General features: G+C 67.1%; 18 protein-coding genes and 1 riboswitch. Of the genes, 10 read left to right on the top strand and 8 right to left on the bottom strand.

What is annotated here, in order from left to right; all coding sequences use genetic code 11:
- Window positions 1–119: 119 nt before the first annotated feature.
- The gene (locus AC5QAB_RS02305) at window positions 120–2,243 is read left to right on the top strand and encodes a methyl-accepting chemotaxis protein (RefSeq protein ID WP_014648026.1); all 2,124 of its coding nucleotides are present in this window, start codon (window positions 120–122) and stop codon (window positions 2,241–2,243) included.
- A gap of 86 nt (window positions 2,244–2,329) precedes the next feature.
- Here AC5QAB_RS02305 and AC5QAB_RS02300 read toward each other — a convergent pair whose 3' ends face one another.
- Window positions 2,330–2,617, bottom strand: a complete 288-nt coding sequence (locus AC5QAB_RS02300; protein ID WP_053495719.1) for a hypothetical protein — start codon at window positions 2,615–2,617, stop codon at window positions 2,330–2,332.
- Between the two features lie 134 nt (window positions 2,618–2,751).
- On the opposite strand from AC5QAB_RS02300, the gene AC5QAB_RS02295 reads away from it, so the two are divergent.
- Window positions 2,752–3,453 (top strand): alpha/beta fold hydrolase, encoded by a 702-nt coding sequence (locus tag AC5QAB_RS02295; protein WP_495233200.1) that lies wholly within the window; start codon window positions 2,752–2,754, stop codon window positions 3,451–3,453.
- An 8-nt stretch (window positions 3,454–3,461) separates the two neighbouring features.
- Here the strand turns inward: AC5QAB_RS02295 and AC5QAB_RS02290 are convergent, their stop codons facing one another.
- Together AC5QAB_RS02290 and AC5QAB_RS02285 are read right to left on the bottom strand one after the other, a co-directional pair.
- Window positions 3,462–3,950 carry a hypothetical protein gene (locus AC5QAB_RS02290; protein WP_046431976.1) on the bottom strand — a complete coding sequence of 163 codons (489 nt, stop codon included), beginning with the start codon at window positions 3,948–3,950 and terminating at the stop codon, window positions 3,462–3,464.
- Window positions 3,951–3,972: 22 nt separating this feature from the next.
- Window positions 3,973–6,063, bottom strand: coding sequence for a catalase (locus AC5QAB_RS02285; RefSeq protein ID WP_401734394.1), 2,091 nt, complete (start codon window positions 6,061–6,063; stop codon window positions 3,973–3,975).
- A gap of 114 nt (window positions 6,064–6,177) precedes the next feature.
- On the opposite strand from AC5QAB_RS02285, the gene AC5QAB_RS02280 reads away from it, so the two are divergent.
- The 3 genes from AC5QAB_RS02280 to AC5QAB_RS02270 all read left to right on the top strand — a co-directional run bounded on the left by AC5QAB_RS02280 (window position 6,178) and on the right by AC5QAB_RS02270 (window position 8,864).
- Window positions 6,178–6,900: an AraC family transcriptional regulator gene (locus tag AC5QAB_RS02280; RefSeq protein WP_014038112.1), complete on the top strand. Its 723-nt coding sequence runs from the start codon at window positions 6,178–6,180 to the stop codon at window positions 6,898–6,900.
- Between the two features lie 82 nt (window positions 6,901–6,982).
- Window positions 6,983–8,350: an amino acid permease gene (locus AC5QAB_RS02275; protein WP_014648020.1), complete on the top strand. Its 1,368-nt coding sequence runs from the start codon at window positions 6,983–6,985 to the stop codon at window positions 8,348–8,350.
- Window positions 8,351–8,453: 103 nt separating this feature from the next.
- A complete protein-coding gene (locus tag AC5QAB_RS02270; RefSeq protein ID WP_005418291.1) occupies window positions 8,454–8,864 on the top strand; it encodes a VOC family protein in 411 nt (136 codons plus the stop codon).
- A 91-nt stretch (window positions 8,865–8,955) separates the two neighbouring features.
- On the opposite strand, the gene gcvP is transcribed toward AC5QAB_RS02270, so the two are convergent.
- Window positions 8,956–11,823, bottom strand: coding sequence for an aminomethyl-transferring glycine dehydrogenase (gcvP, locus tag AC5QAB_RS02265; RefSeq protein ID WP_014648019.1), 2,868 nt, complete (start codon window positions 11,821–11,823; stop codon window positions 8,956–8,958).
- 62 nt (window positions 11,824–11,885) lie between these two features.
- A riboswitch (glycine riboswitch) is annotated at window positions 11,886–11,988 on the bottom strand.
- 299 nt (window positions 11,989–12,287) lie between these two features.
- Between gcvP and AC5QAB_RS02260 the strand changes: the two genes are divergently transcribed.
- From AC5QAB_RS02260 to AC5QAB_RS02250, 3 genes are all read left to right on the top strand, one after another.
- Window positions 12,288–13,514 carry a multidrug effflux MFS transporter gene (locus AC5QAB_RS02260; protein WP_032960036.1) on the top strand — a complete coding sequence of 409 codons (1,227 nt, stop codon included), beginning with the start codon at window positions 12,288–12,290 and terminating at the stop codon, window positions 13,512–13,514.
- A 140-nt stretch (window positions 13,515–13,654) separates the two neighbouring features.
- On the top strand, window positions 13,655–14,548 hold the full coding sequence (locus AC5QAB_RS02255) for a siderophore-interacting protein (protein WP_495233127.1): 894 nt from the start codon (window positions 13,655–13,657) through the stop codon (window positions 14,546–14,548).
- A gap of 68 nt (window positions 14,549–14,616) precedes the next feature.
- A complete protein-coding gene (locus AC5QAB_RS02250; protein ID WP_014648016.1) occupies window positions 14,617–15,009 on the top strand; it encodes a hypothetical protein in 393 nt (130 codons plus the stop codon).
- A gap of 119 nt (window positions 15,010–15,128) precedes the next feature.
- On the opposite strand, the gene AC5QAB_RS02245 is transcribed toward AC5QAB_RS02250, so the two are convergent.
- The 4 genes from AC5QAB_RS02245 to AC5QAB_RS02230 form a co-directional block, all read right to left on the bottom strand.
- The gene (locus tag AC5QAB_RS02245; RefSeq protein ID WP_032960031.1) at window positions 15,129–17,093 is read right to left on the bottom strand and encodes a M2 family metallopeptidase; all 1,965 of its coding nucleotides are present in this window, start codon (window positions 17,091–17,093) and stop codon (window positions 15,129–15,131) included.
- Between the two features lie 614 nt (window positions 17,094–17,707).
- Complete coding sequence (locus AC5QAB_RS02240) at window positions 17,708–19,357, bottom strand: phosphoethanolamine transferase (RefSeq protein WP_414934369.1); 1,650 nt, start codon at window positions 19,355–19,357, stop codon at window positions 17,708–17,710.
- Window positions 19,354–20,121 (bottom strand): phosphatase PAP2 family protein, encoded by a 768-nt coding sequence (locus AC5QAB_RS02235; protein WP_100450454.1) that lies wholly within the window; start codon window positions 20,119–20,121, stop codon window positions 19,354–19,356. The genes AC5QAB_RS02240 and AC5QAB_RS02235 overlap by 4 nt, the downstream gene beginning before the upstream one ends.
- 111 nt (window positions 20,122–20,232) lie before the next feature.
- Entirely contained in the window at window positions 20,233–21,936 is a 1,704-nt protein-coding gene (locus tag AC5QAB_RS02230; protein ID WP_049420433.1) for an ArnT family glycosyltransferase, read from the bottom strand.
- Between the two features lie 131 nt (window positions 21,937–22,067).
- On the opposite strand from AC5QAB_RS02230, the gene AC5QAB_RS02225 reads away from it, so the two are divergent.
- Window positions 22,068–22,781 (top strand): response regulator transcription factor, encoded by a 714-nt coding sequence (locus AC5QAB_RS02225; RefSeq protein WP_014648011.1) that lies wholly within the window; start codon window positions 22,068–22,070, stop codon window positions 22,779–22,781.
- Window positions 22,768–24,054: a sensor histidine kinase gene (locus tag AC5QAB_RS02220; RefSeq protein WP_032958989.1), complete on the top strand. Its 1,287-nt coding sequence runs from the start codon at window positions 22,768–22,770 to the stop codon at window positions 24,052–24,054. The genes AC5QAB_RS02225 and AC5QAB_RS02220 overlap by 14 nt, the downstream gene beginning before the upstream one ends.
- The last annotated feature ends 8 nt before the right edge of the window (window positions 24,055–24,062 follow it).

Below are 24,062 nucleotides of genomic sequence, written 5' to 3'. Positions count from 1 at the left end.
GGTGCCGCTGGGACGGGGACTCACCAAGGTGAACCGTGGCCGAAGCCACCGATGGAGGGCGATCAAGATTGCCTGCCGTGCCGCCGATAAGGGCGCATCCCCCCGTTTTGGATGTACCGATGAACTACTTGAGGAACGTCAGGGTTGCCTGGCGTCTTGGGCTGGGCTTTGGCCTGTTGCTGCTGCTGGTCGCCGCCGTGGTGGCCACCGGCGCCACTGCCAGTGTCGTGCAGAAGCGCGCGATGCAGCAGGTGGTCGACGTCAGCGTGGCCAAGGTGCGCCTGCTGTCGCAGATGCTCGATGCCAACAACCAGATGATGGTCGTGCGCCGCGAAATGCTGATCCGTCAGGGCGAAGACCGCGGCAGCGACGAGAAGCGCATCGCCGACCTGGTCAAGCGCTATGAGGCCAGCTGGACCGCCTACCAGGCGCTGCCCAGCGATGCCCAGGGCAAGACCATCGCGGAAACCATCGCGGCCAAGCGTGCCGTTGCGCGCCCGCTCAACAAGCAGACCAGCGAACTGATGGAGCAGGGCGATTATCCCGGCGCCGTGGCGCTGACCCTGGGCCCGGTGCAGGAAGCGGCCAACGGCTGGAACAAGGCGCTGTCCGATGGCGTGGACTTCGAGGAGAAGGAAAGCCGTGAAGCTGCCGCCGAAGCGATCCGCCTGGGCGAACGCAGCCTGCTGCAGCTGCTGGTGCTGGGCGGCGTCGCGCTGCTTGCCGGCATCGGCGCCTCGGTGATGATCGGCCGCAGCCTGACCGGCCCGCTGGCGCGCGCGGTGAACCTGGCCGAGCGGCTGTCCAAGGGCCAGCTGGACCAGGAGTTCCGCCTCGGTGGCCGGGATGAACTGACCCAGCTGGGCGAGGCGATGGCCAGCGTGCGGCAGAGCGTGCAGGCGGCGATCGGCGCACAGCTGCAGATGGCTGAGCAGCACGAAGCGGGTGCGATCCGCTATCGCATGGACGACAGTGCCTTCCCCGGTGATTTCGGCCGCATGGTGCAGGCCACCAACAGCCTGGTCGAATCGCACGTGCAGGTGGAGCTGCTGATGGCCGAAGTGATGCAGCGTTACGCGATCGGCGACCTCAGCCGTGACCTGCCGGACTACCCGGGCGAGAAGGGCACGCTGACCCGCACTCTGGCCGCGGTAAAGCAGAGCCTGATGGCGATCAACGCGCAGATCGATGAACTGGCTCGTGCGGCTCGCGCCGGCGACTTCAGCATGCGTGGCGATGCTGCTGCGTTCCAGTATCAGTTCAAGGCGATGGTCGAACACCTCAACGGCATGATGGCCAGTTCGCAGGCCAGCATTGCCGATGTTTCCGACGTGCTGCGCGCGATCTCGCACGGTGACCTGACCGCACGCATGGACGGTGAGTACGATGGCGTGTTCGCCCGCATGCGCGACGACGCCAACACCACCACCGCACAGCTGACCGGCATTGTGCGGGGCATCCAGGTGGCTGCCGACAGCATCAACAACGCAGCACAGGAACTGGCCGCCGGCAACAACGACCTGTCGCGCCGCACCGAGCAGCAGGCGGCCAACCTGGAGGAAGCTGCCGCGTCGATGGAGGAGCTGACCTCCACCGTGCGCCAGAACGCCGAGCTGGCGCGTCAGGCCGACAGCGAAGCGCATGCCGCCGGTGCCGCCGTACGCGAGACCGAGCAGGCGATGGCGCAGATGGCCTCGGTGATGGGTGAGATCGATCAGTCCTCGGCACGCATCTCGGAAATCTCCACCGTTATCGACGGCATCGCGTTCCAGACCAACATCCTGGCGCTGAACGCTGCGGTGGAAGCCGCGCGCGCGGGCGAGCAGGGCCGTGGTTTTGCCGTGGTCGCCAGCGAAGTACGCACGCTCGCGCAGCGCGCCGGCGTCGCGGCCAAGGAGATCAAGGAGCTGATCGAAGACGCCGCTGCCAAGGTGAAGAGTGGCCTGGCGGTGACCGTTGAATCGGAAGCAGCGATCGCACGCGTCGCCCAGGCCAGTTCGCGCACCACCCAGCTGATGAGCGACATCGCAGCGGCCAGCAAGGAACAGGCCGCCGGCATCGAGCAGGTCAACCAGGTGGTGGTGCAGATGGACCAGGTGACGCAGCAGAACGCGGCCCTGGTGGAAGAAGCCACTGCGGCGAGCCGCGCGCTGGAAGAACAGGCGCATGCGCTGACCACGTCGGTAGCGGTATTCAAGGTGGAAGGCGCAGTGGCTTCGGCCGTGCCGCGCCGTGCAGCCTGAGCAGGCTGCTGACCCCGTGACAGGAATACGGCCGCCTTGAGCGGCCGTATTTGCATCGCCCGCTCAGGCAGCAGGGAGGATCGCCCTCATTGCTCCAGGACGCTGCCGAGCATGGCCCCAAGCACGTACAGCACGCCAAGCGTGGGAGGAATCACCAGAAGGTAGACGGTGATCCAGGTCATTCCGGAAAGCCAGCGTCCCACGCCGATGACGTTGAGTGCTGCGGTCTGCAGCATCACCGGCAGTTGCATGAGGATGTAGGCGCTCTTGGGGTCGCTGTTGGACCGGGCATCGAGCACCAGCCAGGCGGTCAGCGCGAGATAGAGCGCGCATAGGGCAATGCCGGTCCAGCTGAGCCAGCGTGGCTTGCGCATGCCGCCTTCTTCGTTCCGTCCGGGGCCATCAGGGTAGCGCCGCGAGCAGCGGCGTGCACTTCCCTGGGGCGAGCCGATAAGCGAAGCTGCGCGGCAGCGAGTCGTGCGAAGGGACCTGAGAGGTGAGCAATGTGATGAACGCCGTGATGCTCCCGATCGTGATGCTGCCCGGGCTGGATGGCAGCGGCCTGCTGTCGACATGCTTCGTGGAAGCGATGCAGGACGAGGGGGCTACCGTGCAGGTGCTGCCGCTGCCCATGCACGGGCCACAGGACTACGTCACATTGGCGTCGATCCTGCGCGCGCAGCTTCCCCTCTCTCCCTTTGTGCTGCTGGCTGAATCGTTTGCCGGGCCGCTGGCTATCGAACTGGCGGTGGCTTCACCGCCGGGATTGCGCGGATTGATACTGAGTACGACCTTCGCGCGGCGACCGGTGCCGCTGCCAGCGGCGAGCGCACGCTTGCTTGCCCCTGCATGGCCACCGCCGCCGCTGGCGTTGCTGGCCCGGCTTCTGCTGGGGCATTGGCGGACACGCATGAACCTTCGCGAGCTGCGACATGCGATCGCTGCGGTACCGACCGCGATCCTGCGGCAGCGCGCTGCGGCGACACTGCAGATCGATGTCCGCGCGCAGTTGCCGAAGCTCACGCTGCCGACGTTATGCCTGCATGCACGACAGGACCACCTGTTGTGGCCGCCCAGCGTGGCCGAGCTGCAGGTCTTGTTGCCCGATGCCCGGCACGTATCGCTGGAAGGGCCGCATCTACTGCTGCAGGCCCGTGCCGAGGCAGCCTCAGCCGAAGTTGCCGCATGGATGAGGGCGCTCCCCTCCTGATCGAAGACTCAGCCGCGTGCACGCGTGCGCGCGGCTTTCTTCGCCGCCGCCTTGCGCACGGTCTTCTTCGCGGCCCGCGTCTTGGCTGCCTTCTTCGCGGCGGCGCTCCGCGCGGCGGCCGTACCCGCCTTCTTTACCGCTGCCTTCTTCGCCGTCTTCTTTGCGGCCTTCTTTGTCGCGGTCTTGCGAGCCGGTGCCTTCTTTGCCACCGCCTTCTTCGCAGGTGCCTTCTTCGCCGCCGTCCTCTTGGTTGCGGCCTTCTTTGTGGCCGATTTCCTGGCAGGCGCCTTCTTGGCAGCCTTCTTGCTGGTCGCCTTCTTCGCGCCCTTGCGGGCACTGCCGGCGCGCTTGCCGCCGCCGTCCTGCTTGTTCACGGTGGCCCAGGCAATGCGTTCGGCGGTGCCTTCACTCGCGCCGCGATCACGTTCGCTTTGCTCGATGTGCTCGGCCTGGCGCTTCTGCTTTTCGGTATATGCGGATTTGTCACCACGGGGCATGACGATTCTCCTGTCGTTGTGGTCAGGCCAGCAGGCGCAGCTTGGGTTCGCGCGCCCACTGGCGGGTGGCGGCCGCCGCCAGGAATGCCTTGGCGTCTTCTGCTTCGATGATGCCGGGGTCGTTGCCGACGCGCGCCGCCTTCAGCAGCACCTGGCCGCCCGCGTCGCTGGCGATGGCCTTCAGGTGTGCCCACGCCTGGCTGACGAATTCGACGGCTGCACTCTCTTTCGACAAGGCCTTCGCGGCTTCAAGGCTGAGCACCACGGCTACTGCATCGAACACGGCTGACGGGGTGCCCGCCAGCTGCCCATCTGCCGCCTGCAATGCGCCATCGCTCAGCGTGGCGCCTCCCACTTTTGGCGCGACCAGCTTCACGTCTGCACCTGCCTTCCGGGCGGCCTTGCTCAGGCTGGCAATCACGCGCGCGTCGGAGCCTTCGTCGAACAGGATGCCGATGCAGCGACCCTGCAGGGTGGGCTTGTTACGCCCGATCACGCGCACCTCGGGAGCGGGTGGCATGTCCCGCACCGGCGTGGCGGTTGGGGCCGGGTCGGGCAGCGCAGGCAGGGCCAGGCCATCGGCCACGCGCTGCGCCAGCGCGTCATCGATGTTGCGCAGGTGGCTGACGGTGCGCACCCGCACCTTCAGCGTTTCCACCTTGGACAACTCGAACACCAGCGCCGATGCCAGGTGCGCCTGCTCCGGCTTTTCCAGGCTGCGGAAGAACATCCGGGCCTGGCTGTAGTGGTCGGCGAAACTCTCCGCGCGGGTGCGGCCCTTGCGGCCATCGTCGGCGCTGGCATGGCTGCGGAATCCGGCAGGCGTCTCGCGCGGGCTGTCGTCCTGCAGCGAGCTGGGATCGTAGGCGACGCGGCCCTTGGGCACCTGCATCTGCATGTGGCCGTCGCGCTGATGATTGGCAAACGGACACTTCGGTGCATTCACCGGGATCTGGTGGAAGTTCGGGCCGCCCAGGCGCAGCAGCTGGGTGTCCAGGTAGGAGAACAGGCGGCCCTGCAGCAGCGGGTCGTTGCTGAAGTCGATGCCGGGCGGCACGTTGGCCGGGCAGAACGCCACCTGCTCGGTCTCTGCGAAGAAGTTGTCGGGCCAGCGGTCCAGTACCATGCGCCCGATCACCTGCAACGGCACCAGCGATTCGGGAATGATCTTGGTTGGATCCAGGTGGTCGAACGGGAATGCGTCGGCGTCTTCTTCGGTGAACAGCTGCACCGCCAGCTCCCATTCGGGAAAGTCGCCGCGCTGGATGGCCTCGAACAGGTCGCGGCGATGGAAGTCATTGTCGGCCGATTGCAGTTTCAACGCTTCGTCCCAGACCGTGGACTGAATGCCCAGCTTGGGCCGCCAGTGGAACTTGACGAACGTCGACTCGCCGGCATCGTTCAGCAGGCGGAAGCTGTGCACACCGAAGCCTTCGATCATCCGCAGCGAACGCGGGATGGCGCGGTCGCTCATCGCCCACATGATCATGTGCATCGATTCGGGCATCAGCGAAATGAAGTCCCAGAACGTGTCATGGGCCGACGCGGCCTGCGGGAAGGCGCGGTCCGGTTCCATCTTCACTGCGTGCACCAGATCCGGAAACTTCATCGCGTCCTGGATGAAGAACACCGGGATGTTGTTGCCGACCAGATCCCAGTTGCCCTCCTTGGTGTAGAACTTGACCGCAAAGCCGCGCACGTCGCGCGGGGTATCCACCGAGCCTGCGCCACCGGCCACGGTCGAGAAGCGGGTGAATACCGGCGTCTTCACGCCGACCTCGGTCAGGATGCGTGCGCGGGTATGGGCTGCCAGTGATCGGGTCAGCTCGAAGTAGCCGTGTGCTGCGCTGCCACGTGCGTGCACGATGCGCTCGGGAATACGTTCGTGATCGAAGTGGGTGATCTTCTCGCGCAGGATGAAGTCCTCCAGCAGCGTGGGCCCCCGAGGTCCCTGCCGCAGGGAGTTCTGGTTGTCCGCCACCGGAATGCCCTGGTCGGTGGTCATTGCCGGATGGCTACCCCCGGCCTGCTGGTGCAGTTCATCGCCATCGCCCCGGCGGTGGCTTTCGGCAGGGACGGTTGCGCGCTTGCCGGTCGGCTTGCTGGCGGCCATGGACGTTGGCTCCGGATCATCAAAAGGAACCACGACACTGGAACCAGCCCCGTTAAACCACGGTCCGGCAAAGGTGAACGTACGGGCAAAAGCAGGCTCGGGTATGCTTGCCGCATGCGAGTCGAGCCCGCCGACATCGAAGCCCTGTTCGACGCCATCCCGGATGTGCTGTTCTTCATCAAGGACCGCCAGGGGCGTTACACCCACGTCAACCAGACCATGCTGCGGCGGCTGGGTCTGCGCGCGCGCAAGGACGTGATCGGGCGTACGGCGGCCGAAATCTACCCGACCGGCCTCAGTGCGGACTACGTTGACCAGGACGCCCGCGTGCTGTCCGGTGAGGTGATCGAGAACCTGATGGAGCTGCACCTGTTCGCCAACCGCGAACCGGGCTGGTGCCTGACCTGCAAGCGCCCGCTGGTGGTCGACGGGGCCATCGAGGGCCTGATCGGCATTTCCCGCGACCTTGGCCAGAAGGACAGCCTCGGCACCCAGTACGAGCAGCTGCGGCTGGCGCTGGCCCACCTCAACGCGCACTACGCCGAGAACGTGCGCATGCAGACCCTGCTGGACATCACCGGCTTTTCGCTGTCCAAGCTGGAGCGCAGCTTCCGCAAGGTGTTCCAGATGACCCCGCAGCAGGTGCTGACCCGGCTGCGGATCCAGATGGCCATGCATCTGCTGCATGGCGACGACAGCATCGCCTGCATCGGCCAGGCCTGCGGTTTCAGCGACCAGAGTGCCTTCACCCGCAAGTTCAAGGCTGAAACCGGTTTCTCGCCGCGTGCCTATCGTGCCCGTATCGGTGGGAACGTCGGCGAGCCGGCGCTGGCCTGAGCGGCCTGCTGCGCTGTGCCTATCCCCGTGGGCACGGGACAGGGTAAGGTGTCGCCCCTGTAGCCCGCCGCCAGCCCCGCCGATGCCCAACTCGATTCCGACCGCTTCGCCGTCCCGCCTCGGACATTCGCTCAAGCCCCGCCAGCTGATCATGATGGGCCTGGGCAGCGCCATCGGCGCCGGGCTGTTCCTCGGCTCGGGCGTGGGTGTGCAGGCGGCCGGTCCGGCGGTCCTGGTTTCGTATCTGGTCGCCGGAGCGCTGGTGATCATCGTGATGAACGCGCTGGGCGAGATGGCGGCGGCCAAACCGACCAGCGGCGCGTTCTCGGTGTATGCAGCCGACGCCATGGGCGCTACCGCCGGTGCCACCGTGGGCTGGCTGTGGTGGGTGCAGCTGGTGATCGTGATCGCCGCCGAAGCAGTGGGTGCGGCCGGGCTGCTGGCCACGGTCTGGCCGGCGATACCGGTACCGATGGCGGCGTTGGCGTTCATGCTGTTCTTCACCGCGATCAACCTGCTCGGAGTGAAGAACTTCGGCGAGTTCGAATTCTGGTTCGCCATCCTCAAGGTCGCGGCGATCCTGGCGTTCATCGCCATTGGCGTGGCGCTGCTGATGGGATGGCTGCCGCAGGTGACCTCCCCGGGCCTGAGCAACTTCACCGAACACGGTGGTTTTGCGCCGAAGGGCCTGGCCGGGATCGGCGCGGCGCTGCTGGTGGTGGTGTTCGCCTTCGGCGGCACCGAGATCGTGGCCGTGGCGGCGGCCGAAACCGAAGACCCCGAGCGCAGCATTGCCCGTGCCATCCGCACCGTGGCCTGGCGCATCCTGGTGTTCTACATCGGCTCGCTGAGCGTGATCATCGCCGTGGTGCCGTGGACCAGCGAGGCGCTGAAGTCGCCGTTCGCCGCCGTGCTGGACATCGCCCGCATCCCGGGCGCGGGCACCGCCATCACGCTGATCGCCGTGATCGCGCTGCTGTCGGCGCTCAATGCCAACCTCTACGGCGCCTCGCGCATGATGTATTCGCTGGCGCAGCGTCGCGAAGCGCCGGCCGTGCTTGGCTGGACCGACCCGCGCCAGGTGCCGGTGATCGCCGTGCTGGCCAGCGTGCTGTTCGGCTTTGCCGCCACGGTGATGGAACTGCTGTTCCCGGACCGGGTGCTGCCGGTGCTGCTGAACATCGTCGGTTCCACCTGCCTGCTGGTGTGGACGCTGTCGCTGGTCTCGCAGCTGGTGCTGCGTCGTCGCGCGGATCGTCTGGGTACCCGACTGCCGTTCCGCATGGCCGGTTTCCCGTGGCTGACCTGCTGTGCACTGGCGATCCTTGCGCTGATCTTCGGCCTGCTGCTGAGTGAGTCGCACACCCGCCTGCAGTTCCTGTCGATGGTGGCGTTGACTGCCACGATCGCCGCCAGCAGTGCCATCGCGCGGCGCATGCGCCAGGCGTGATTGAAGCTGCCGGCCGGCGGCCGGCACTACCACGGGGGCTGCACATCTGCCGTGCCATCCTGATCGCGTGGGCCGTCATCGGCCCGTCGACCAGGAGTACCGCATGCTGCGCAGCCGTCCCTTCCTGATGTTCACCGGCCAGGCCGAGGCCGCGCTGGCCCTGTACGCCGAAGCCTTTGCCGATTTCCGGCTGCTGGCCCTGCAACGCCATCCCGAGGGGGCCGGCGCCGGCGTGCCGGGGCAGGTCCGCCAGGCCATCTTCCTGCTCGGTGGCACCCACTACCTGTGCTTCGACAGCCTGGACGTGCACGATTTCACCTTCTCGCCGTCGATCTCGCTGTTCGTCGAGTGTTCCGGTGCCGAGCAGTTCGAGCGCGCGGCACGCGTGCTGGGTGAGGGCGGCCATTGGTTGATGCCGGTGGGCGACTATGACTTCAGCAATCGCTACGGCTGGGTGCAGGACCGCTTTGGCGTGTCGTGGCAGTTGAGCCTGGGGCAGATGCCGGACCCTTGATCGGATGCTTGTGGGTGTGGGCCTTGGTCCACACGCCCCATGAAAACGGCCCGCTTGCGCGGGCCGTTTTCTTTACCGATGCAGTGAGGAATCACGCCTCGACTTCATCATCCTTGTAGGCATCGACCGGGATGCAGGCGCACATCACGTTCTTGTCGCCGTACACATTGTCGACACGCGCCACCGGCGGCCAGTATTTGCTCTGCTTCAGGCTGGCCAGCGGGAAGGCGGCCAGTTCACGCGGGTAGGCGTGGGTCCACTCGCTGGCGGTCACTGCGGTGGCAGTGTGCGGCGCGTTCTTCAGCGGGTTGTCCTCGCGGTCCAGGCGGCCGTCTTCGATCGCGGTGATCTCCTCGCGGATCTGGATCATCGCGTTGATGAAGCGATCCAGTTCGTGCAGCGATTCGCTTTCGGTCGGCTCCACCATCAGCGTGCCGGCAACCGGGAAGCTCAGGGTCGGAGCATGGAAGCCGAAGTCGATCAGGCGCTTGGCCACGTCCTCGGCACCGATGCCGCTGGTCTTCTCCAGCGGGCGCACGTCCAGGATGCACTCGTGCGCCACCAGGCCGTTGCGGCCGGTGTACAGGGTCTTGAAGTGCGGGGCCAGGCGCTTGGCGATGTAGTTGGCGTTGAGCTGCGCGACCTGGGTGGCCTTGCGCAGGCCGTCGCGGCCCATCATTGCGATGTACATCCAGCTGATCGGCAGGATCGAGGCGCTGCCGAAGCTGGCCGCGCTGACCATGCCGACCGGGCCGTTGTCACCCAGCTTGCCCGGCAGGAACGGGGCCAGGTGCTCCTTGACCGCGCACGGGCCGACGCCCGGGCCGCCACCGCCGTGCGGGATGCAGAAGGTCTTGTGCAGATTCAGGTGCGAAACGTCCGAGCCCCACTTGCCCGGCTTGGCCACGCCGACCAGGGCATTCATGTTGGCACCGTCGGTGTACACCTGGCCGCCGTGCTTGTGGATGATCTCGCAGATCTCCACCACCTCTTCCTCGAACACGCCGTGCGTGGACGGGTAGGTCATCATGATCGCGGCCAGGCGGTCGCTGTACTTCTCGGCGTTGAGGCGGATGTCCTCGACGTCGACGTTGCCGTTGGCATCGGTCTTGGTCACCACCACCTTCATGCCGCACATCTGCGCCGAGGCCGGGTTGGTGCCGTGCGCCGAATCCGGGATCAGGCAGATGTCGCGGTGGCCTTCGCCGCGCGAGCGGTGGTAGGCGCGGATCGCCAGCAGGCCGGCGTACTCGCCCTGCGCGCCGGAGTTCGGCTGCAGGCTGACCGCGTCATAGCCGGTGCATTCCACCAGCATCGCTTCCAGCGTGTCGATGAGTTCCTTGTAGCCCAGCGCCTGGTCGGCCGGCACCAGCGGGTGGATCTGCGAGAACTCCGGCCAGGTCACCGGGATCATCTCGGCGGTGGCGTTGAGCTTCATGGTGCACGAGCCCAGCGGGATCATCGTGCGGTCCATCGCCAGGTCCTTGTCGGCCAGCGAGCGCAGGTAGCGCAGCAGTTCGTGCTCGCTGTGGTGGGTGTTGAACACCGGATGGGTCAGGAACGCGGACTGGCGCAGCAGGCCGGCCGGCAGTGCGTCGGCGGTGCTGGCATCCAGCGCATCGATGTCGGCCTGCGCGCCGAACACGGCGGCCAGCGCGACCACGTCGCCGCGGGTGGCGGTCTCGTCCAGGCTGATGCCGACCGAGTCGCTGTCGATCGCGCGCAGGTTGTAACCGGCGGCGCGTGCCTTGGCGTGGATCTCATCGGCATGCACGCCGGTGATGTGCAGCGTATCGAAGAAGTCGCCACCGACCTGCACGCCGGCCTCGCGCAGCGCGGCGGCCAGGATCGAGGCCAGGCGGTGGGTACGCCGGGCGATGCGGGTCAGGCCTTCCGGGCCGTGGTACACGGCATACATCGAGGCCATCACCGCCAGCAGCACCTGTGCGGTACAGATGTTGGAGGTGGCCTTCTCGCGGCGGATGTGCTGCTCGCGGGTCTGCAGGGTCAGGCGGTAGGCCGGGTTGCCCTGGGCATCGACCGAGACGCCGATCAGGCGGCCCGGCATCGAGCGCTTGTAGGCGTCGCGGCAGGCCATGAATGCGGCGTGCGGGCCGCCGAAGCCGAACGGCACGCCGAAACGCTGGCTGTTGCCGACCACGATGTCCGCACCCCATTCGCCCGGGGCGGCCAGCAGGGTCAGCGCCAGCAGGTCGGTGGCCACGGCCACCAGGCCGCCGCGCGCGTGCACGGCCTCGACCAGCGCCTTGTAGTCGCCGATCTGGCCGAAGGTGTCCGGGTACTGCAGCAGCAGGCCGAAGGCTTCTGCTTCCAGTGCCTCGGCCGGGGTGCCGACGCGCAGCACGATGCCCATGGGCTCGGCGCGGGTACGCAGCAGTTCCAGGGTCTGCGGGTGCACGGCGTCGTGCACGAAGAAGGTGTCCGACTTCGACTTGGCCGAACGCTTGGCCAGGGTCATCGCTTCAGCTGCGGCGGTGGCTTCGTCCAGCAGCGAGGCGTTGGCGATTTCCATGCCGGTGAGGTCGGCGCACAGGGTCTGGAAGTTGATCAGCGCTTCCATGCGGCCCTGCGAGATCTCGGCCTGGTACGGGGTGTAGGCGGTGTACCAGGCCGGGTTTTCCAGGATGTTGCGCAGGATCACGTTCGGCGTGTGGGTACCGTAGTAGCCCTGGCCGATGAAGCTGCGCAGCACGGTGTTCTTGTCGGCGATCGCACGGATCTTCGCCAGTGCCTGCACTTCGGTCATCGATTCCGGCAGTGCCAGCGGCGCCGGCGACTTGATCTTGGCCGGTACGATGGCATCGGTCATCGCATCCAGCGACGCGTGGCCGACGACGTCGAGCATCTGCGCGATCTCGGCATCGTTGGGGCCGATGTGGCGCTCGACGAACGCATTGTGGTGCTCGAGCTCACGCAGGGAAGGGGTGTTCTGGGACATGGCGAAGGATCCGTCAGGAAAGGGCACACGCACGGGCACAAGCCGCCGGTCGGCGGTCTGCGGGGCGCCCCTCTGTCCTTTTGCCTGAGAGTTTGGAAGCGCGGAAAACCGCGGCTTCGTGCCCCTTCGGCGCCGGATCGAACCGGTCTCTCCAGAGTTGTGTTACGGGTGGTATCGGGCCTGAGCGATTACGGGCGTTGCGCCTTCGGCAGCGGTGTTCCGCTTCTCCCACCGTGTTGCCCGCCGATTATAGCCCGTTGCGGGCGCGCCAGCCGCCTGCGGGCCCGGCCGCGGCGCCTGAATGGCCGATGGCCCGCCCGTGCGTTTTGTGCACTGCTGCATGGCATCAGGCGCAATCCCCACCTATGATGGGCGGATACCCGAATTCATCTGGCGCCGTCCCTGCTGCAGGGGACTGGCGCCCGCCGTGCGTGCCGCGCATGGCCCTGCCGGACGCCTTCTCCATGACCGCCGCTGTTGCTCCTTCCACCCGCCGCATGGCCCTGCTGCTCGCCGGCCTGGCCATGTTCGGTCCGTTCTCGATCGACACCATCTTCCCAGCGTTCCCGCAGCTGGCCCAGCGCCTGGCGGTGGACGAGGTGGCGGTGCAGCAGACCATCAGCGTGTACCTGCTGTTCTACGGCCTGATGAGCCTGGCACACGGCCCGCTGTCCGATGCCTGGGGCCGCAAGCGGGTGATTCTTGGCGGCCTGGTGGTGTTCGTCGGCGCCTCGGTCGGCTGTGCGCTGTCCACCGATCTGACCACGCTGCTGGGGTTCCGCGCCCTGCAGGGCCTGTCCGCAGGCGTCGGCATGATCGTCGGCCGCGCGGTGATCCGCGACCTGTACCACGGTCACGACGCGCAGCGGCTGATGAGCCAGGTGTCGATGCTGTTCGGCATCGCCCCGGCGATCGCGCCGATCATCGGTGGCTGGATCCTGCTCAGCGGTGCTGGCTGGCCGCTGATCTTCTGGTTCCTGGTGGTGTTCGCACTGGTTCTGCTGGCGGCCACCGCCCGCTACCTGCCGGAGACCCATCCGCTCGAAGCGCGCGTTCCGTTGTCGCCGCGGGTGCTGATGCGTGATTACGTGCGCATCGGTTTCAATCCGCGCTTCCTGCGCCTGGCGCTGGCCGGCAGCATCGGTTTCGGTGGCATCTTCCTGTACATCTCCTCGGCACCGGTGTTCGTGATGCAACACCTGCACCTGGGCGAGGGCGGTTTCGCCTGGCTGTTCATCCCCACCATCGGCGGCATGACCACCGGCTCGTTCCTGTCCGGGCGCATGGCCGGGCACACCACGCCCACCCGCCAGGTATCCATTGGTTTCGGCCTGTGCGCGCTGTCGGTGCTGCTGAACGTCGGCTACGTGGCGCTGGCGCCGCAGTTCGTGCTGCCGTGGGCGGTGCTGCCGATCTTCCTGGGTGGCATGGGCATGGCGCTGATCTTCCCGATCCTGGCGCTGGCGGTGCTGGACATGTACCCGCACCAGCGCGGCCTGGCCTCGTCGCTGCAGGCCTTCGTGCAGCTGATGATCAGCACCGTGGTGGCCGGCGTGGTGTCGCCGCTGCTCAGCGCCAGCCCGCTGCACCTGGCGTTGGGCCAGGCTGGGTTCTTCGGCGCCGGCTTCGTGTTCTGGTACTGGGAACACCGGCGCGAACGCGCGGCGCAGGCAGCCTGCACGGGTCACTGAGCAGCGCGCAGGGGTAGGGCGGGCCGTGGCGCCCGCAACGCTTGCGACGGGAAATCACCGGACTAGGCTGGGCACTCCAGCCAGCCGGTGCACAGGTGCACGACAGCCAGCCGATCCACTGTCGTTGCATGAGGTTCCCCATGGCTGCGCAGCAGACCTACCGCCTGTTCGAGGTGGCGCTGAAGGAGCGCCGCGTTCTTTCCCCTTCCCTGGACCGCATGGTGTTCACCGGTGCCGACGTGGCGCGGATGGCGACCGGAGGGCCGGACCAGCGCATCAAGGTGTTCTTCCCCTTGCCCGGCCAGGAGGCGCCGCAGGTCCCCAGCGGCGAGGACTGGTACCCGCGCTACCGGGCCCTGCCGGACGATCAGCGCCCGCCGATGCGCACCTACACCATCCGCCAGCTGCGTGCAGAGCAGGGCGAAGTCGATGTTGATTTCGTGCTGCATGGCGAGACCGGGCCGGCCTCGCGATGGGCCATCCATGCACGGCCGGGCGACCGCGTGGTGCTGCTGGCCCCGGATGCCGACTGCGCCGACAGCAGCGAGGGCTGGGAATGGAAGCCGCCGGCCGGCGTTGGCCAGGTGCTGCTGGTGGCTGACGAGACCGCGCTGCCGGCAGTGGCCGGCATTCTTGAGGAACTGGCGGCCAGGGTGGATCCGCCACGTACGCTGGCCCTGCTGGAAGTGGCGCAGGCCGGTGATGCGGTTCGCCTGAAGGCGCCGGCCACGGCCGAGCTGGTCTGGTTGCCGCGCGGGCAGGCGGCGTACGGGGCGCCTCTGTTGCAGGCGGTGCAGGCGCGCCTGGCCGCCTCGAGCGTGGTCGCTGGCGAAGAACTGGAAGAGATCGACGTCGACGCGCAGATCCTCTGGGAACAGGCCGATGCCAGCGTGGCGGGGCCGCTGTATGCCTGGGTGGCAGGCGAGGCGGGAGCGGTGATGGCGATCCGTCGCCATCTGGTCCGCGAGTGCGGGCTGGACCGCCACACGATCACCTTCATGGGCTACTGGCGGCACGGGAAAGTGTTGGACTGAGGGGGTGTGAAGCGGTGTGGCGGGCGGGGTGCGCTATCCTTGCGCCCCCCTCGCAGCGGTACCGCACCATGTCCACCAGCTCCAAGACCCGCCGCGACCAGCGCCGTCGCCAGGAAAAGCAGGCCGCCAACAAGGCCGCTGCCCAGGCCTCGCCGGTGGAGCCGCATGCGGAACTGCGCGACGCGCAGCGCACCCTGCTGGCCGGTGTCGTGCGCCGCGATGGCGAATGGGTGCTGGGCATGGACGGCCGTATCGCCGGCCACAGTGACTCCGCCGCGCAGGTACTGGCGCTGATCATGCAGGCCGGTGAACTGCACGAGCGCAACGGCACGCCGGTGCGCCTGATGTACTCCGATGCGCTGCGCGACGCCGCACAGGCCGAAGCGAAGGAAAAGGGCCAGACCTTCGAGGAGTTCAAGGCGGACCTGGCCGCGGCGATGGCGGCGAAGAAGGACAGCTGACAGGCATTCCGGTAGAGCCGGCCGCTGGCCGGCTGCCCGCGGGGTCTTCATCGCGTAGTTGCCGGCCAGCGGCCGGCACTACCAGGAAGGGGCGGATCCTTGCGGACCCGCCCCTTTTCTCATTTCGCCGCCGGTGCCGCGTTGGCCTGCCAGCCGCACATCTGGCCTTCGTTCTGCTGCTTCAGCCACTCGTTGACCGGCGTGAAGTACTCGATCATCGGGCCGGCATCGAGCTTGTCGGTGCCGGTCAGCTCCTTCAGCGTGGCCTGCCACGGCTGGCTGGCACCCTTGCTCAGCATCGCCCAGTATTTCTGGCCGGCTTCCTTGTTGCCGTAGAAGGTGCACTCATGCAGCGGGCCCTTGTAGCCGGCCGCGTCGCACAGGCCCTTGTAGAACTGGAACTGCAGGATGCGCGCCAGGAAGTAGCGGGTGTACGGGGTGTTGCCTGGCACGTGGTACTTCGCGCCCGGATCGAAGAACTCCTCGCCACGGGTACTGGCAGGCGCCACGCCCTGGTACTTGGCCTTCAGGTCCCACCATGCCTTGTTGTAGTTGTCGGCGGTGATCGAACCATCGAACACACCCCAGCGCCAGCGGTCGATCATCAGCCCGAACGGCAGGAACGACACGCCCGACAGCGCCATGCGCATCTGGTTGTTGATGACCGCTTCGCGGCTTTCGGTCGGCGCATCGACCAGGCCGATCGAGCTGAGGTACTTGGGGGTCATCGCCAGCACGATGGTGTCGCCGATCGCTTCATGGAACCCATCGTTGGCACCGCCCTGGAACAGCGGCGGCAGCGGGTTGTAGGCCAGGTCGTAATAGATGTGGCCCAGCTCGTGGTAGATGGTGGTGAAGTTCTCTTCGTTCGGCTTGATGCACATCTTGGTGCGCACGTCGCCTTCCATGTTCATGTCCCAGGCGCTGGCGTGGCAGACCACATCGCGGTCATCGGGCTTGATGAACTGGGTGCGTTCCCAGTACGACTGCGGCAGCGACGGCATGCCCAGCGACACGTAGAAGTCCTGCGCGCGTTCGGTCATCTGCTTGGCGGTGCGCAGTTCGGCCTCGCGCTGCGCCTTGTACTGCGCGGCCACGTTGGCATCCTTGCCGGCCTTGGCCAGCGCCGCGCTCAGGTTGGTCTGGTATTGCTTCTCCAGCGCCGCGGTGATGTCCAGGCTGCCGGCGCCCGGGTACGGTTCCAGCTGGTCCCACAGGTTCGACCAGTCCTGCTGCCACATGTTGCCCAGCAGGTGCGCGGCGATCAGGCCGTTGCCCACTTCGGCCTTGTCCTTGCCGTAGGTCTTGTCCAGCTTGCCGCGTGCGTAGCAGTGCAGCTGCTCGTACATCGGCTTGACCTGTTCCCACAGGCGGTCGGTTTCCGGGCCGATCTGCTCCGGCGGCATGTCATAGCCGCTGCGCCACATCTGGCCGGCATCGGTGAAGCCCATGCCCTTGGCGCCTTCGTTCACCAGGCCGACGAACTTCTGGTAGTCGCCGCGCATGTTCTTGGTGGTGCTGTGCCAGCCCTGCCAGGCGTCGAGCTGCTTGTCATAGTCGCGGCTGCGTGCCAGCACCTGCTCCAGCTCGCCCAGCTGGCGGCAGGAGTTCGGATCGTTGGCATCGGTGCAGTACTTGCCGGCGCCATAGCTGCCTTCCATGCGGGTGGCGATCTGGGTCAGCTCGGCCAGCTTGGCCGGGTCGCGCGGTGCCGGCATCGACGACATCAGCTTCAGCAGGTGGATCGCGCGCTTGCTGTCCTCGCTCATCGGCTTGCCGTCGAACTTCGCAGCCTGTTCGATCCAGCTGTTGAGCTGGGTCAGCGAGCGCTCGTTGGCCTTGGCCGCGATGCGTTCCGAATCACTGTTGATGTAGGTGGAGGACAGCCACTGCGCCGAGGTCATCTCCGGGTAGGCGGCCTTGAACTCGGCATTGATGCGGGCCACGAACTGGTCGGCGGTTTCGCCGGCCGGGGCGCTGCTGCTGGCGGTATCGGTGCCTGGGGCAGCTTCCTTCTTGCAGGCGGCCAGGGCCAGCGTGGCGGCGGCGATTGCCGAGGCCAGCAGGAGATGACGGTGTTTCACGGGCGGTCCTTGGGTGGTGAACGACGGCCGAAGGCTAGTGGGCAGCCGCTGCCACCGCAAGTGGCGGAAGTCGGCCGGGCGGCGCCCGGCACCCGCAGAGGCCAGAGCACAAGCAACAGCAACCGCCGAAGCAACCGCAACAGCGGGGTATCCGTGGGATGGCGCGGCGGTGTGGGCTTGCAGGACACGCCGTAAACCCATCCATGGGGGCTCGATGGCGCCATCCATGGCGCCAACGGTCCTGCAAGCCCACACCGCCCCACCTCTGACAGATCGTGGCGGCTGTTGGTAGGTGTCGACCTTGGTCGACACATCTGTCAGGTATCGACAATCAAAATGGGGTCAGATCCGTTTTCCTCCGGAAAACGGATCTGACCCCAAGATCGTTCCAACAGATCGCGGAAAACTGTCGAAGGCGGGGTGGGTCCGGTGGCGGGAGTGTCCGCGGCATGGATGCCGCGGCCAAGCCCCCAAGGATGGGTTTACGGCGTCTCCCGCCACCGGGCCCACCCCGCCATCCCAAGGAATGCACGCTGTTGCTGTTGCTGTCGAGGCTGCCGGCCAGCGGCCGGCACTACCGCAGGTGCAGGGCTGCAAGCCCTGCCGAACACCCCTCAACTCTCGCAGTTGGCGAACACGTCGCGGTCGCGTTCGTACAGCGAGGTCTTCACCTGCATCAGGCCCAGCACCGACGGGAACAGGTTGTCATGGTCGGTATACGCCGCCGAACGCTTGCGCACGCACTGCAGGTCCAGCCCACGGCTGCTGGCGAAGCCTGGCGAGAACCACATCGTCATCGGTACCCGGGTCTGCTCGGCCGGGGCGATGGCGTAGGGCACACCATGCAGGAACAGCCCCTTCTCGCCCAGCGACTCGCCGTGGTCGGACAGGTAGATCATCGCCGTGTCGTAATCCTGCATGCCCTGCAGCGTGCCGATGGCCTTTGTCAGGAAGTGATCGGTGTACAGCACGGCATTGTCGTAGCTGTTGGTGATCTCTTCGCGCGAGCAACGGCCAATGTCACGGGTATCGCAGGTCGGGGTGAAACGGCGGAATGCGGGCGGATAGCGCTCGAAGTAGGCCGGTCCGTGGTTGCCCAGCTGATGCAGCACCACCACCCGGTCGCCGGGCCTGGCCCGCACCTGGGTGGCCAGGTCCTGCAGCAGGATCTCATCCATGCAGCGGCCATCGGCGCACAGGCCCGGCGTGGTGGCATCGGACAGCGACTGGAAGTCCAGGCCCTCGCACACGCCCTTGCAGCCGGACTGGTTGTCACGCCACAACGGCACGATGCCGGCGCGGTCCAGGACGTGCAGCAGCGACTGGTGCGCACGGATCTTCTTTTCGTCGTAGTCGTGACGACCCCATGGCGAGAACAGGCACGGTAGCGAAACCTCGGTGCTGGTGCCGCACGAGTGCATGTCCGGGAAATTGATCACGCTGGCCTGCGCCAGTTCCGGGGTGGTGTTGCGGCCGCCGTTGAGCCCCCAGTTCTGCGCACGCACGGTCTCGCCCATGACGATCACCAGCAGGCGCGGCTTGCTGGCCGGCGCGCGCGGGGTGGCCTTGGCATCGGTGCCGATCGGCAGCTTCGGCGCGCGCTGCACCGGATTGTCGCCACGCAATGCACGCGGCATGCCCAACAGGACATTGGCCGGGGTCGCGAGATAGCGCACTTCACGCTGGTTGCGCATCAGTGCCGAGACATCCTGGAACGAGATCAACGCGCCGCCGACAGCCGTCACTGCCGCCACCACCAGGAAGCCGACGCGCCAGAGCAGGCTGCGGCCCCAGCTGCGGCGGCGCAGCTGCACGCGCCACAGCACCACCATCGGCAGCACTGCCAGCAGCAGTACCGGCCACAGCAGCGATACGGTCATCAGCTCGCGGCTTTCCTTGGGGTCGGTCGCCAGCACGTTGCGCAGCATGTCCGCATCCAGGTAGATGTGGTAGCGGCTCATGTAGTGTGCGGCGAATGCGGTCACCAGCAGCAGCAGGCTGATCACCACCTTGGCGTTCCAGCGCCAGACCAGGATGCCCAGCAGCACGCCGTGCGCACCCAGCAGCAACAGCAGCAGCGACAGCGCGTAGCGCAGGCTGCCCGGATGGCTGGCCATCGCGCTGTGCCAGAACAGGCCGTTGCCGGCCACCGCGAAGAACAGGCTGGTGAACGCGATCAGTGCTTCGGTGGACAGCTGTGGCCGCCAGTGGCGAAGACCCGCCAGCGCAGAAGAGCGGGCGGGGCGTTGGACCGATGCACTCATGCGTTTGCCTCCTGGCGGTTGGGACGGTCCAGCTGACGGCGGATCAGGATGCCTTTGACGATCAGGTACAGGCCGAGTGACAGCAGCCAACATATCAACGCGGTGGCAACGTCATGCGAAAGGAAATGCGCGCCGCGCAGCTGCTGGCTGATGCCGAACACCAGACCGGTGCCGAGGCCGATCCACAAGCCTGCCCAGCGCCACGACGGGCGCCACAGCAGGGCGAAATAGTACAGGCACAGCCACGCATAGCCTGCGCTGGCGTGGCCGGCAGGGAAGCAGGCCTGTGCGGCCATGCCGGCCGGGCGCTGCGTGAAAAGCCCGATATAGGGCTGATGGCCACCGTAGCGCAGCAGGTCCCAGGGACATTCCATCGGCACCAGGGTCTTCAGCAGGGAGATCACGCCCGTACCCAGCGCCATGCCAATTACGACATAAAGCAGCGCCCATCGCAGGGTGCGATCGCCCCCCTTGCGCCAGTGGTGCACGCACAACAGGATCGCGACCAGCGCCGCCGATGTGCTCAGCCACTTGCCGGCCTTGTGCACCACCGTGCGGGTGACCCAGGCGTCCTGCAACGCCCAGTGGCCACCTTCGAGGCGGAACAGGTGATCGGCCACCCATTGATCACCGCCGAAACCCATCAGCAGCGTAAACACGGGCAGACCGATTGCGACAGGCAGCCAGAAGTGAGTTACGGCGAATCTTGACGCCAGTGGTGATGTCGCAAGCGGCGCAACCGCATCAATGGGACGAACGGGCATGCTGGGAAGGGGCGGTTCGGGAATCCGCGCTCATGCTCGTCACCTCGATGTCGGAGAAGGGTCGGACGCCCGTTCGCGCCGGGTTAATGAGTCCCCGGCGCGCGTCACCGTTCAGTCTTCTTCGGCGGTCGATCCGGTGCGCTCGGCGTGGCACTTCGGGTCCCAGGCCGTACCGGGAAGCAGTTGCCAACGATTCCTGTTGGCAATGCCGATGTCGATCACCTTGGCCGGGTCCACGCAGGGGCTCATGGCATCGTCCAGCACCAGCACCCAGCGCTTGCCCGGTGCCTCGGCCAGCCACGGGCCGGCGTCATGCCACTGCTCGGCCCACGGGCGCTTGAAGCCGAACTCGCGCACCGGCCGATCTGCCTGCAGCAGGTTCTGTTCGCGCCAGGCGACCAGTGCCAGCTCCGCATCCGGGCCGATCCGCGCGCCCACCCGGCGCATCACCGCCGACGCGGATGCATACGGATCCAGCGCCGGGATCAGCACCAGGCCGTAGAGCATCCACAGCATGCCGTGGGTCAGCAACACCAGCGTTGCGGCACGTCGCACCCGCAGCCACACGATCAACGTGGCCAGGGCAATGGCAAAGGTCAGCAGGCCATCTCCCAGCACCGGCAGCAGCGAATCGGGCATCGCCCGCCGTTCCAGCTGCGCCAGGGCCCACGGATGCTCGGTCATCAGCATCACGCCGAGCACGCCGGTGGCCAGCATCAGCACCACGGTGTAGCCGAACAGGTACCGCCGCACGCACAGCCGTCGCAGCAGGCCAGGCAACAGCGGGGCCACCGCCAGCGCCATCGCCGGCAGCATTGGCAGCACATAGACCTCGCGCTTGCCGGGGCTGGCACTGAAGAACACCAGCACCAGCAGCGCCCACCCCAGCAGCAGCCATTGCCGGCGGTCACCACGGCGGATGCGGCGCCACCAGGGTTTGAACAGCATCGGCAGCAACAGGCTGCCCGGCAGCCACAAGGTCAGGATCACCTGCAGGTAGTACCAGACCGGCTGGCGGTGGTGCCAGGCGTTGGCGTAGCGGGTGCCGGTCTGCTTGAACAGCAGTTCGTGGGCGTAGGACTGCAGGGACGCGCTGGGCTCATGCAGCAATGCCCAGCCCAGCGGGGCAAGCCACACCGCCACGCCCAGCAGGAAGGCCGGGATCAGCCACAGCAGCGTTGCCGGGTGCGGACCGTCCACGCTGCGTCCGCGGCGGCGCTGGTACAGCCACCAGCCGAACCACGGCAGCACCATCAGCAGCGGCAGGAACCCCACGCCCTTGGTCACCGTGCCGAGGCCAGCGGCGAAACCGGCCAGCCACAGCGCGGGCAGGTTGCGGCGCTCGCACAGGTGGCGCATCAGTCCCCACAGGGCCACCGTGGTCATGCCGACCAGCACCATGTCGATCTGCGCGCGCTTGGCCATCAGGCCGAACTGCAGGGTGCAGAACAGCGCCGCGAGGGCGTACAGGGAATGCCGGGGTGACCACAGCCGCCGTGCCAGGTCCGACACCAGCCACAGGCTGAGCAGGGCGCCCAGCAGCGACGGCAGCAGGAACGACCATTGCCAGCTGCCGACCACCTCGTAAGCGGCCGCCTGCAGCCACATGAAGACCGGCGGCTTCTCCGCGTACAGCTCCACGCCCCGGTGCGGCAGCAGCCATTCCCCACTTTCGACCATGGTACGGGCCGCCAGCACGAAGCGCGGCTCGTCCGGCGGCTGCGGCTGGCGCAGGCCGATACCGGCGGCCAACGCGGCGATGATCAGCAGCCACAACAGGGGCAGGCGCCAACGGCGGGGCAGGGCTACGGGCACGGCAGGCTCCGGGAGCAAAACCGCCACTCTGACGTGGCTGGGGTAGGAAAGGCGTCGGAGCGGGCGCAGGGCGACCGCATTCCGACATGGTCGGCGCTACCATGGTACGAACTTCCGTGGATCTTTCGTGCATGCGTCTGTTGGTGATCGAGGACAACCGCCAGCTGGTGGCCAACCTGTTCGACTATTTCGAGTCGCGCGGGCACGTGCTCGACGTGGCCCCGGATGGCATCACCGGCCTGCACCTGGCAGGCAGCCACCCCTACGATGCGGTGATCCTGGACTGGATGCTGCCGCGCATGGAGGGGCCGGAGGTGCTGCGTCGCCTGCGCGCCGAGCACGCGTCGGAGGTGCCGGTGATCATGCTGACCGCGCGCGACGAGCTGCCGGACAAGATCGCCGGCTTCCGCGCCGGTGCCGACGACTACCTGACCAAGCCGTTCGCCCTGCCCGAGCTGGAAGTGCGGCTGGAGGCGCTGCTGCTGCGCGCGCAGGGCCGCAATCCGCGCAAGCGCCTGCAGGTGGGCGACCTGGTGCTGGACCTGGCGACCCTGGAAGCCCAGCGTGGTGGCCAGGTGCTGCACCTGTACCCGGCCTGCCGCAAGCTGCTGGAAGTGCTGATGCGCGCCAGCCCCGGTGCGGTCACCCGCCAGCAGCTGGAGTTCGCCCTGTGGGGCGACGAGCCACCGGATGGCGATCTGCTGCGCTCGCATGTCTACGAGCTGCGCCGCAGCGTCGACGGCCCGTTTGCCGACAAGCTGATCCATACGCTGCCGCGGGTGGGCTATCGGTTGGCGCTGATGGACGCTGCCGACGCAGGCAGGAATGCTGATGAGGGCGCGTAAGCCGGGGCCGCTGTACCGGCGGGTGGTGTGGTGGTTGCTCGGGTACCTGGCACTGCTGTCGATTGCAGTATTCAGTGTCGGCAACTACGTGCACGAACACGCCGAGCACGCCGCGTGGCGCGCGCTGCTCAATTCCGAACTGGACAGCATCGTCGAGCATGTCGAGCACGAACCTCACTATCGCTGGCAGGACTCGGACACGCTGAGCCTGTACCGCTTTGACGCAGTCAATCTGCCAGAGAGCCTGCGCTCCCTGCATCCTGGGTTGCATGACGGAGTGATGGTCAAGGGCCGCGAGACGGCGGTGATGGTCCGTGAAACGCAGTCGATGGGACGGGTGGCGCTGGCGCTGGACATCTCCGATTTCCATGACCTGGAACAGTTCGCCACGCGCTGGGTGATGCTGGCCGGGGTGATCATGATCTTCGTCACCGTGCTGATGGCGTCGTTCGGCATGGAGCGGATGGTGCGTCCGTTGAGCCTGCTGGCACAGCACATTGCCGGGCTGCGGCCGGGCGTGCAGGGCCAGCGTATCGAAGTCGATCCGCGCGGCAGCGCTGAGCTGCATACCATCGCCGGTGCGTTGAACGACTACCTGGACCGCAACGAGCAGTTCGTCGAGCGCGAGCGGGTCTTCATCAGCACCGCCAGCCACGAACTGCGCACGCCGATCGCGGTGATGACCGGTGCTGCCGAGCTCGCGCTGGAGCAACCGGGCCTGCCCGAGCGCGCCCGCCAGCAGATGCAGCGGGTGTTGCGCACAGCGCAGAGCGTGGAGCAGCTGATCGAGCTGCTGCTGGTGCTGGCGCGTGATCCGGCACGCCTGGCCGCGCGTGCCGAGCGCATCGCCCTGGACCAGCTGCTGCCGGAGATCGTCGACGACCATCGCCACCTGCTCGGTGACAAGGACCTGAGCATCGGCATCCAGGCGGCGCCGGTGGATATCGTTGCGCCGATGGCAGTGGTGCAGGCGGCGATCGGCAACCTGCTGCGCAATGCCATCGAGAACAGCGGCCGCGGCCATATCGAGCTGCAGCTGAGTGCGTCGGCGGTGCTGACGCTGCAGGACCCAGGGCATGGCATGAGCCCGGAGGAGATTGCCGCCATCCACGCGCGCATGGCCCGTGGCGGACGCGCCGATCGTGGCAGCGGCATTGGCCTGGACCTGATCGCGCGGCTGTGCGAGCACCTGGGCTGGACCCTGCAGCTGCAGCCCTGCGAACCGCGCGGAACGCGTGTCACGCTCGATTTCAGTGCCTCGCGCCCGGCCTGAACCGGCCG

This window comes from Stenotrophomonas sp. YJH_SMC_127 (assembly GCF_059372445.1).
This window is presented reverse-complemented; position numbering and strand designations above follow the sequence as displayed.

Bases quoted from the DNA above. Each gene is read 5' to 3' on its own strand.
- AC5QAB_RS02305 (WP_014648026.1), top strand. From the start codon at position 120: ATGAACTACTTGAGGAACGTCAGGGTTGCCTGGCGTCTTGGGCTGGGC.
- AC5QAB_RS02300 (WP_053495719.1), bottom strand. From the start codon at position 2,617: ATGCGCAAGCCACGCTGGCTCAGCTGGACCGGCATTGCCCTATGCGCG.
- AC5QAB_RS02295 (WP_495233200.1), top strand. From the start codon at position 2,752: ATGAACGCCGTGATGCTCCCGATCGTGATGCTGCCCGGGCTGGATGGC.
- AC5QAB_RS02290 (WP_046431976.1), bottom strand. From the start codon at position 3,950: ATGCCCCGTGGTGACAAATCCGCATATACCGAAAAGCAGAAGCGCCAG.
- AC5QAB_RS02285 (WP_401734394.1), bottom strand. From the start codon at position 6,063: ATGGCCGCCAGCAAGCCGACCGGCAAGCGCGCAACCGTCCCTGCCGAA.
- AC5QAB_RS02280 (WP_014038112.1), top strand. From the start codon at position 6,178: ATGCGAGTCGAGCCCGCCGACATCGAAGCCCTGTTCGACGCCATCCCG.
- AC5QAB_RS02275 (WP_014648020.1), top strand. From the start codon at position 6,983: ATGCCCAACTCGATTCCGACCGCTTCGCCGTCCCGCCTCGGACATTCG.
- AC5QAB_RS02270 (WP_005418291.1), top strand. From the start codon at position 8,454: ATGCTGCGCAGCCGTCCCTTCCTGATGTTCACCGGCCAGGCCGAGGCC.
- gcvP (WP_014648019.1), bottom strand. From the start codon at position 11,823: ATGTCCCAGAACACCCCTTCCCTGCGTGAGCTCGAGCACCACAATGCG.
- AC5QAB_RS02260 (WP_032960036.1), top strand. From the start codon at position 12,288: ATGACCGCCGCTGTTGCTCCTTCCACCCGCCGCATGGCCCTGCTGCTC.
- AC5QAB_RS02255 (WP_495233127.1), top strand. From the start codon at position 13,655: ATGGCTGCGCAGCAGACCTACCGCCTGTTCGAGGTGGCGCTGAAGGAG.
- AC5QAB_RS02250 (WP_014648016.1), top strand. From the start codon at position 14,617: ATGTCCACCAGCTCCAAGACCCGCCGCGACCAGCGCCGTCGCCAGGAA.
- AC5QAB_RS02240 (WP_414934369.1), bottom strand. From the start codon at position 19,357: ATGAGTGCATCGGTCCAACGCCCCGCCCGCTCTTCTGCGCTGGCGGGT.
- AC5QAB_RS02235 (WP_100450454.1), bottom strand. From the start codon at position 20,121: ATGCCCGTTCGTCCCATTGATGCGGTTGCGCCGCTTGCGACATCACCA.
- AC5QAB_RS02225 (WP_014648011.1), top strand. From the start codon at position 22,068: ATGCGTCTGTTGGTGATCGAGGACAACCGCCAGCTGGTGGCCAACCTG.
- AC5QAB_RS02220 (WP_032958989.1), top strand. From the start codon at position 22,768: ATGAGGGCGCGTAAGCCGGGGCCGCTGTACCGGCGGGTGGTGTGGTGG.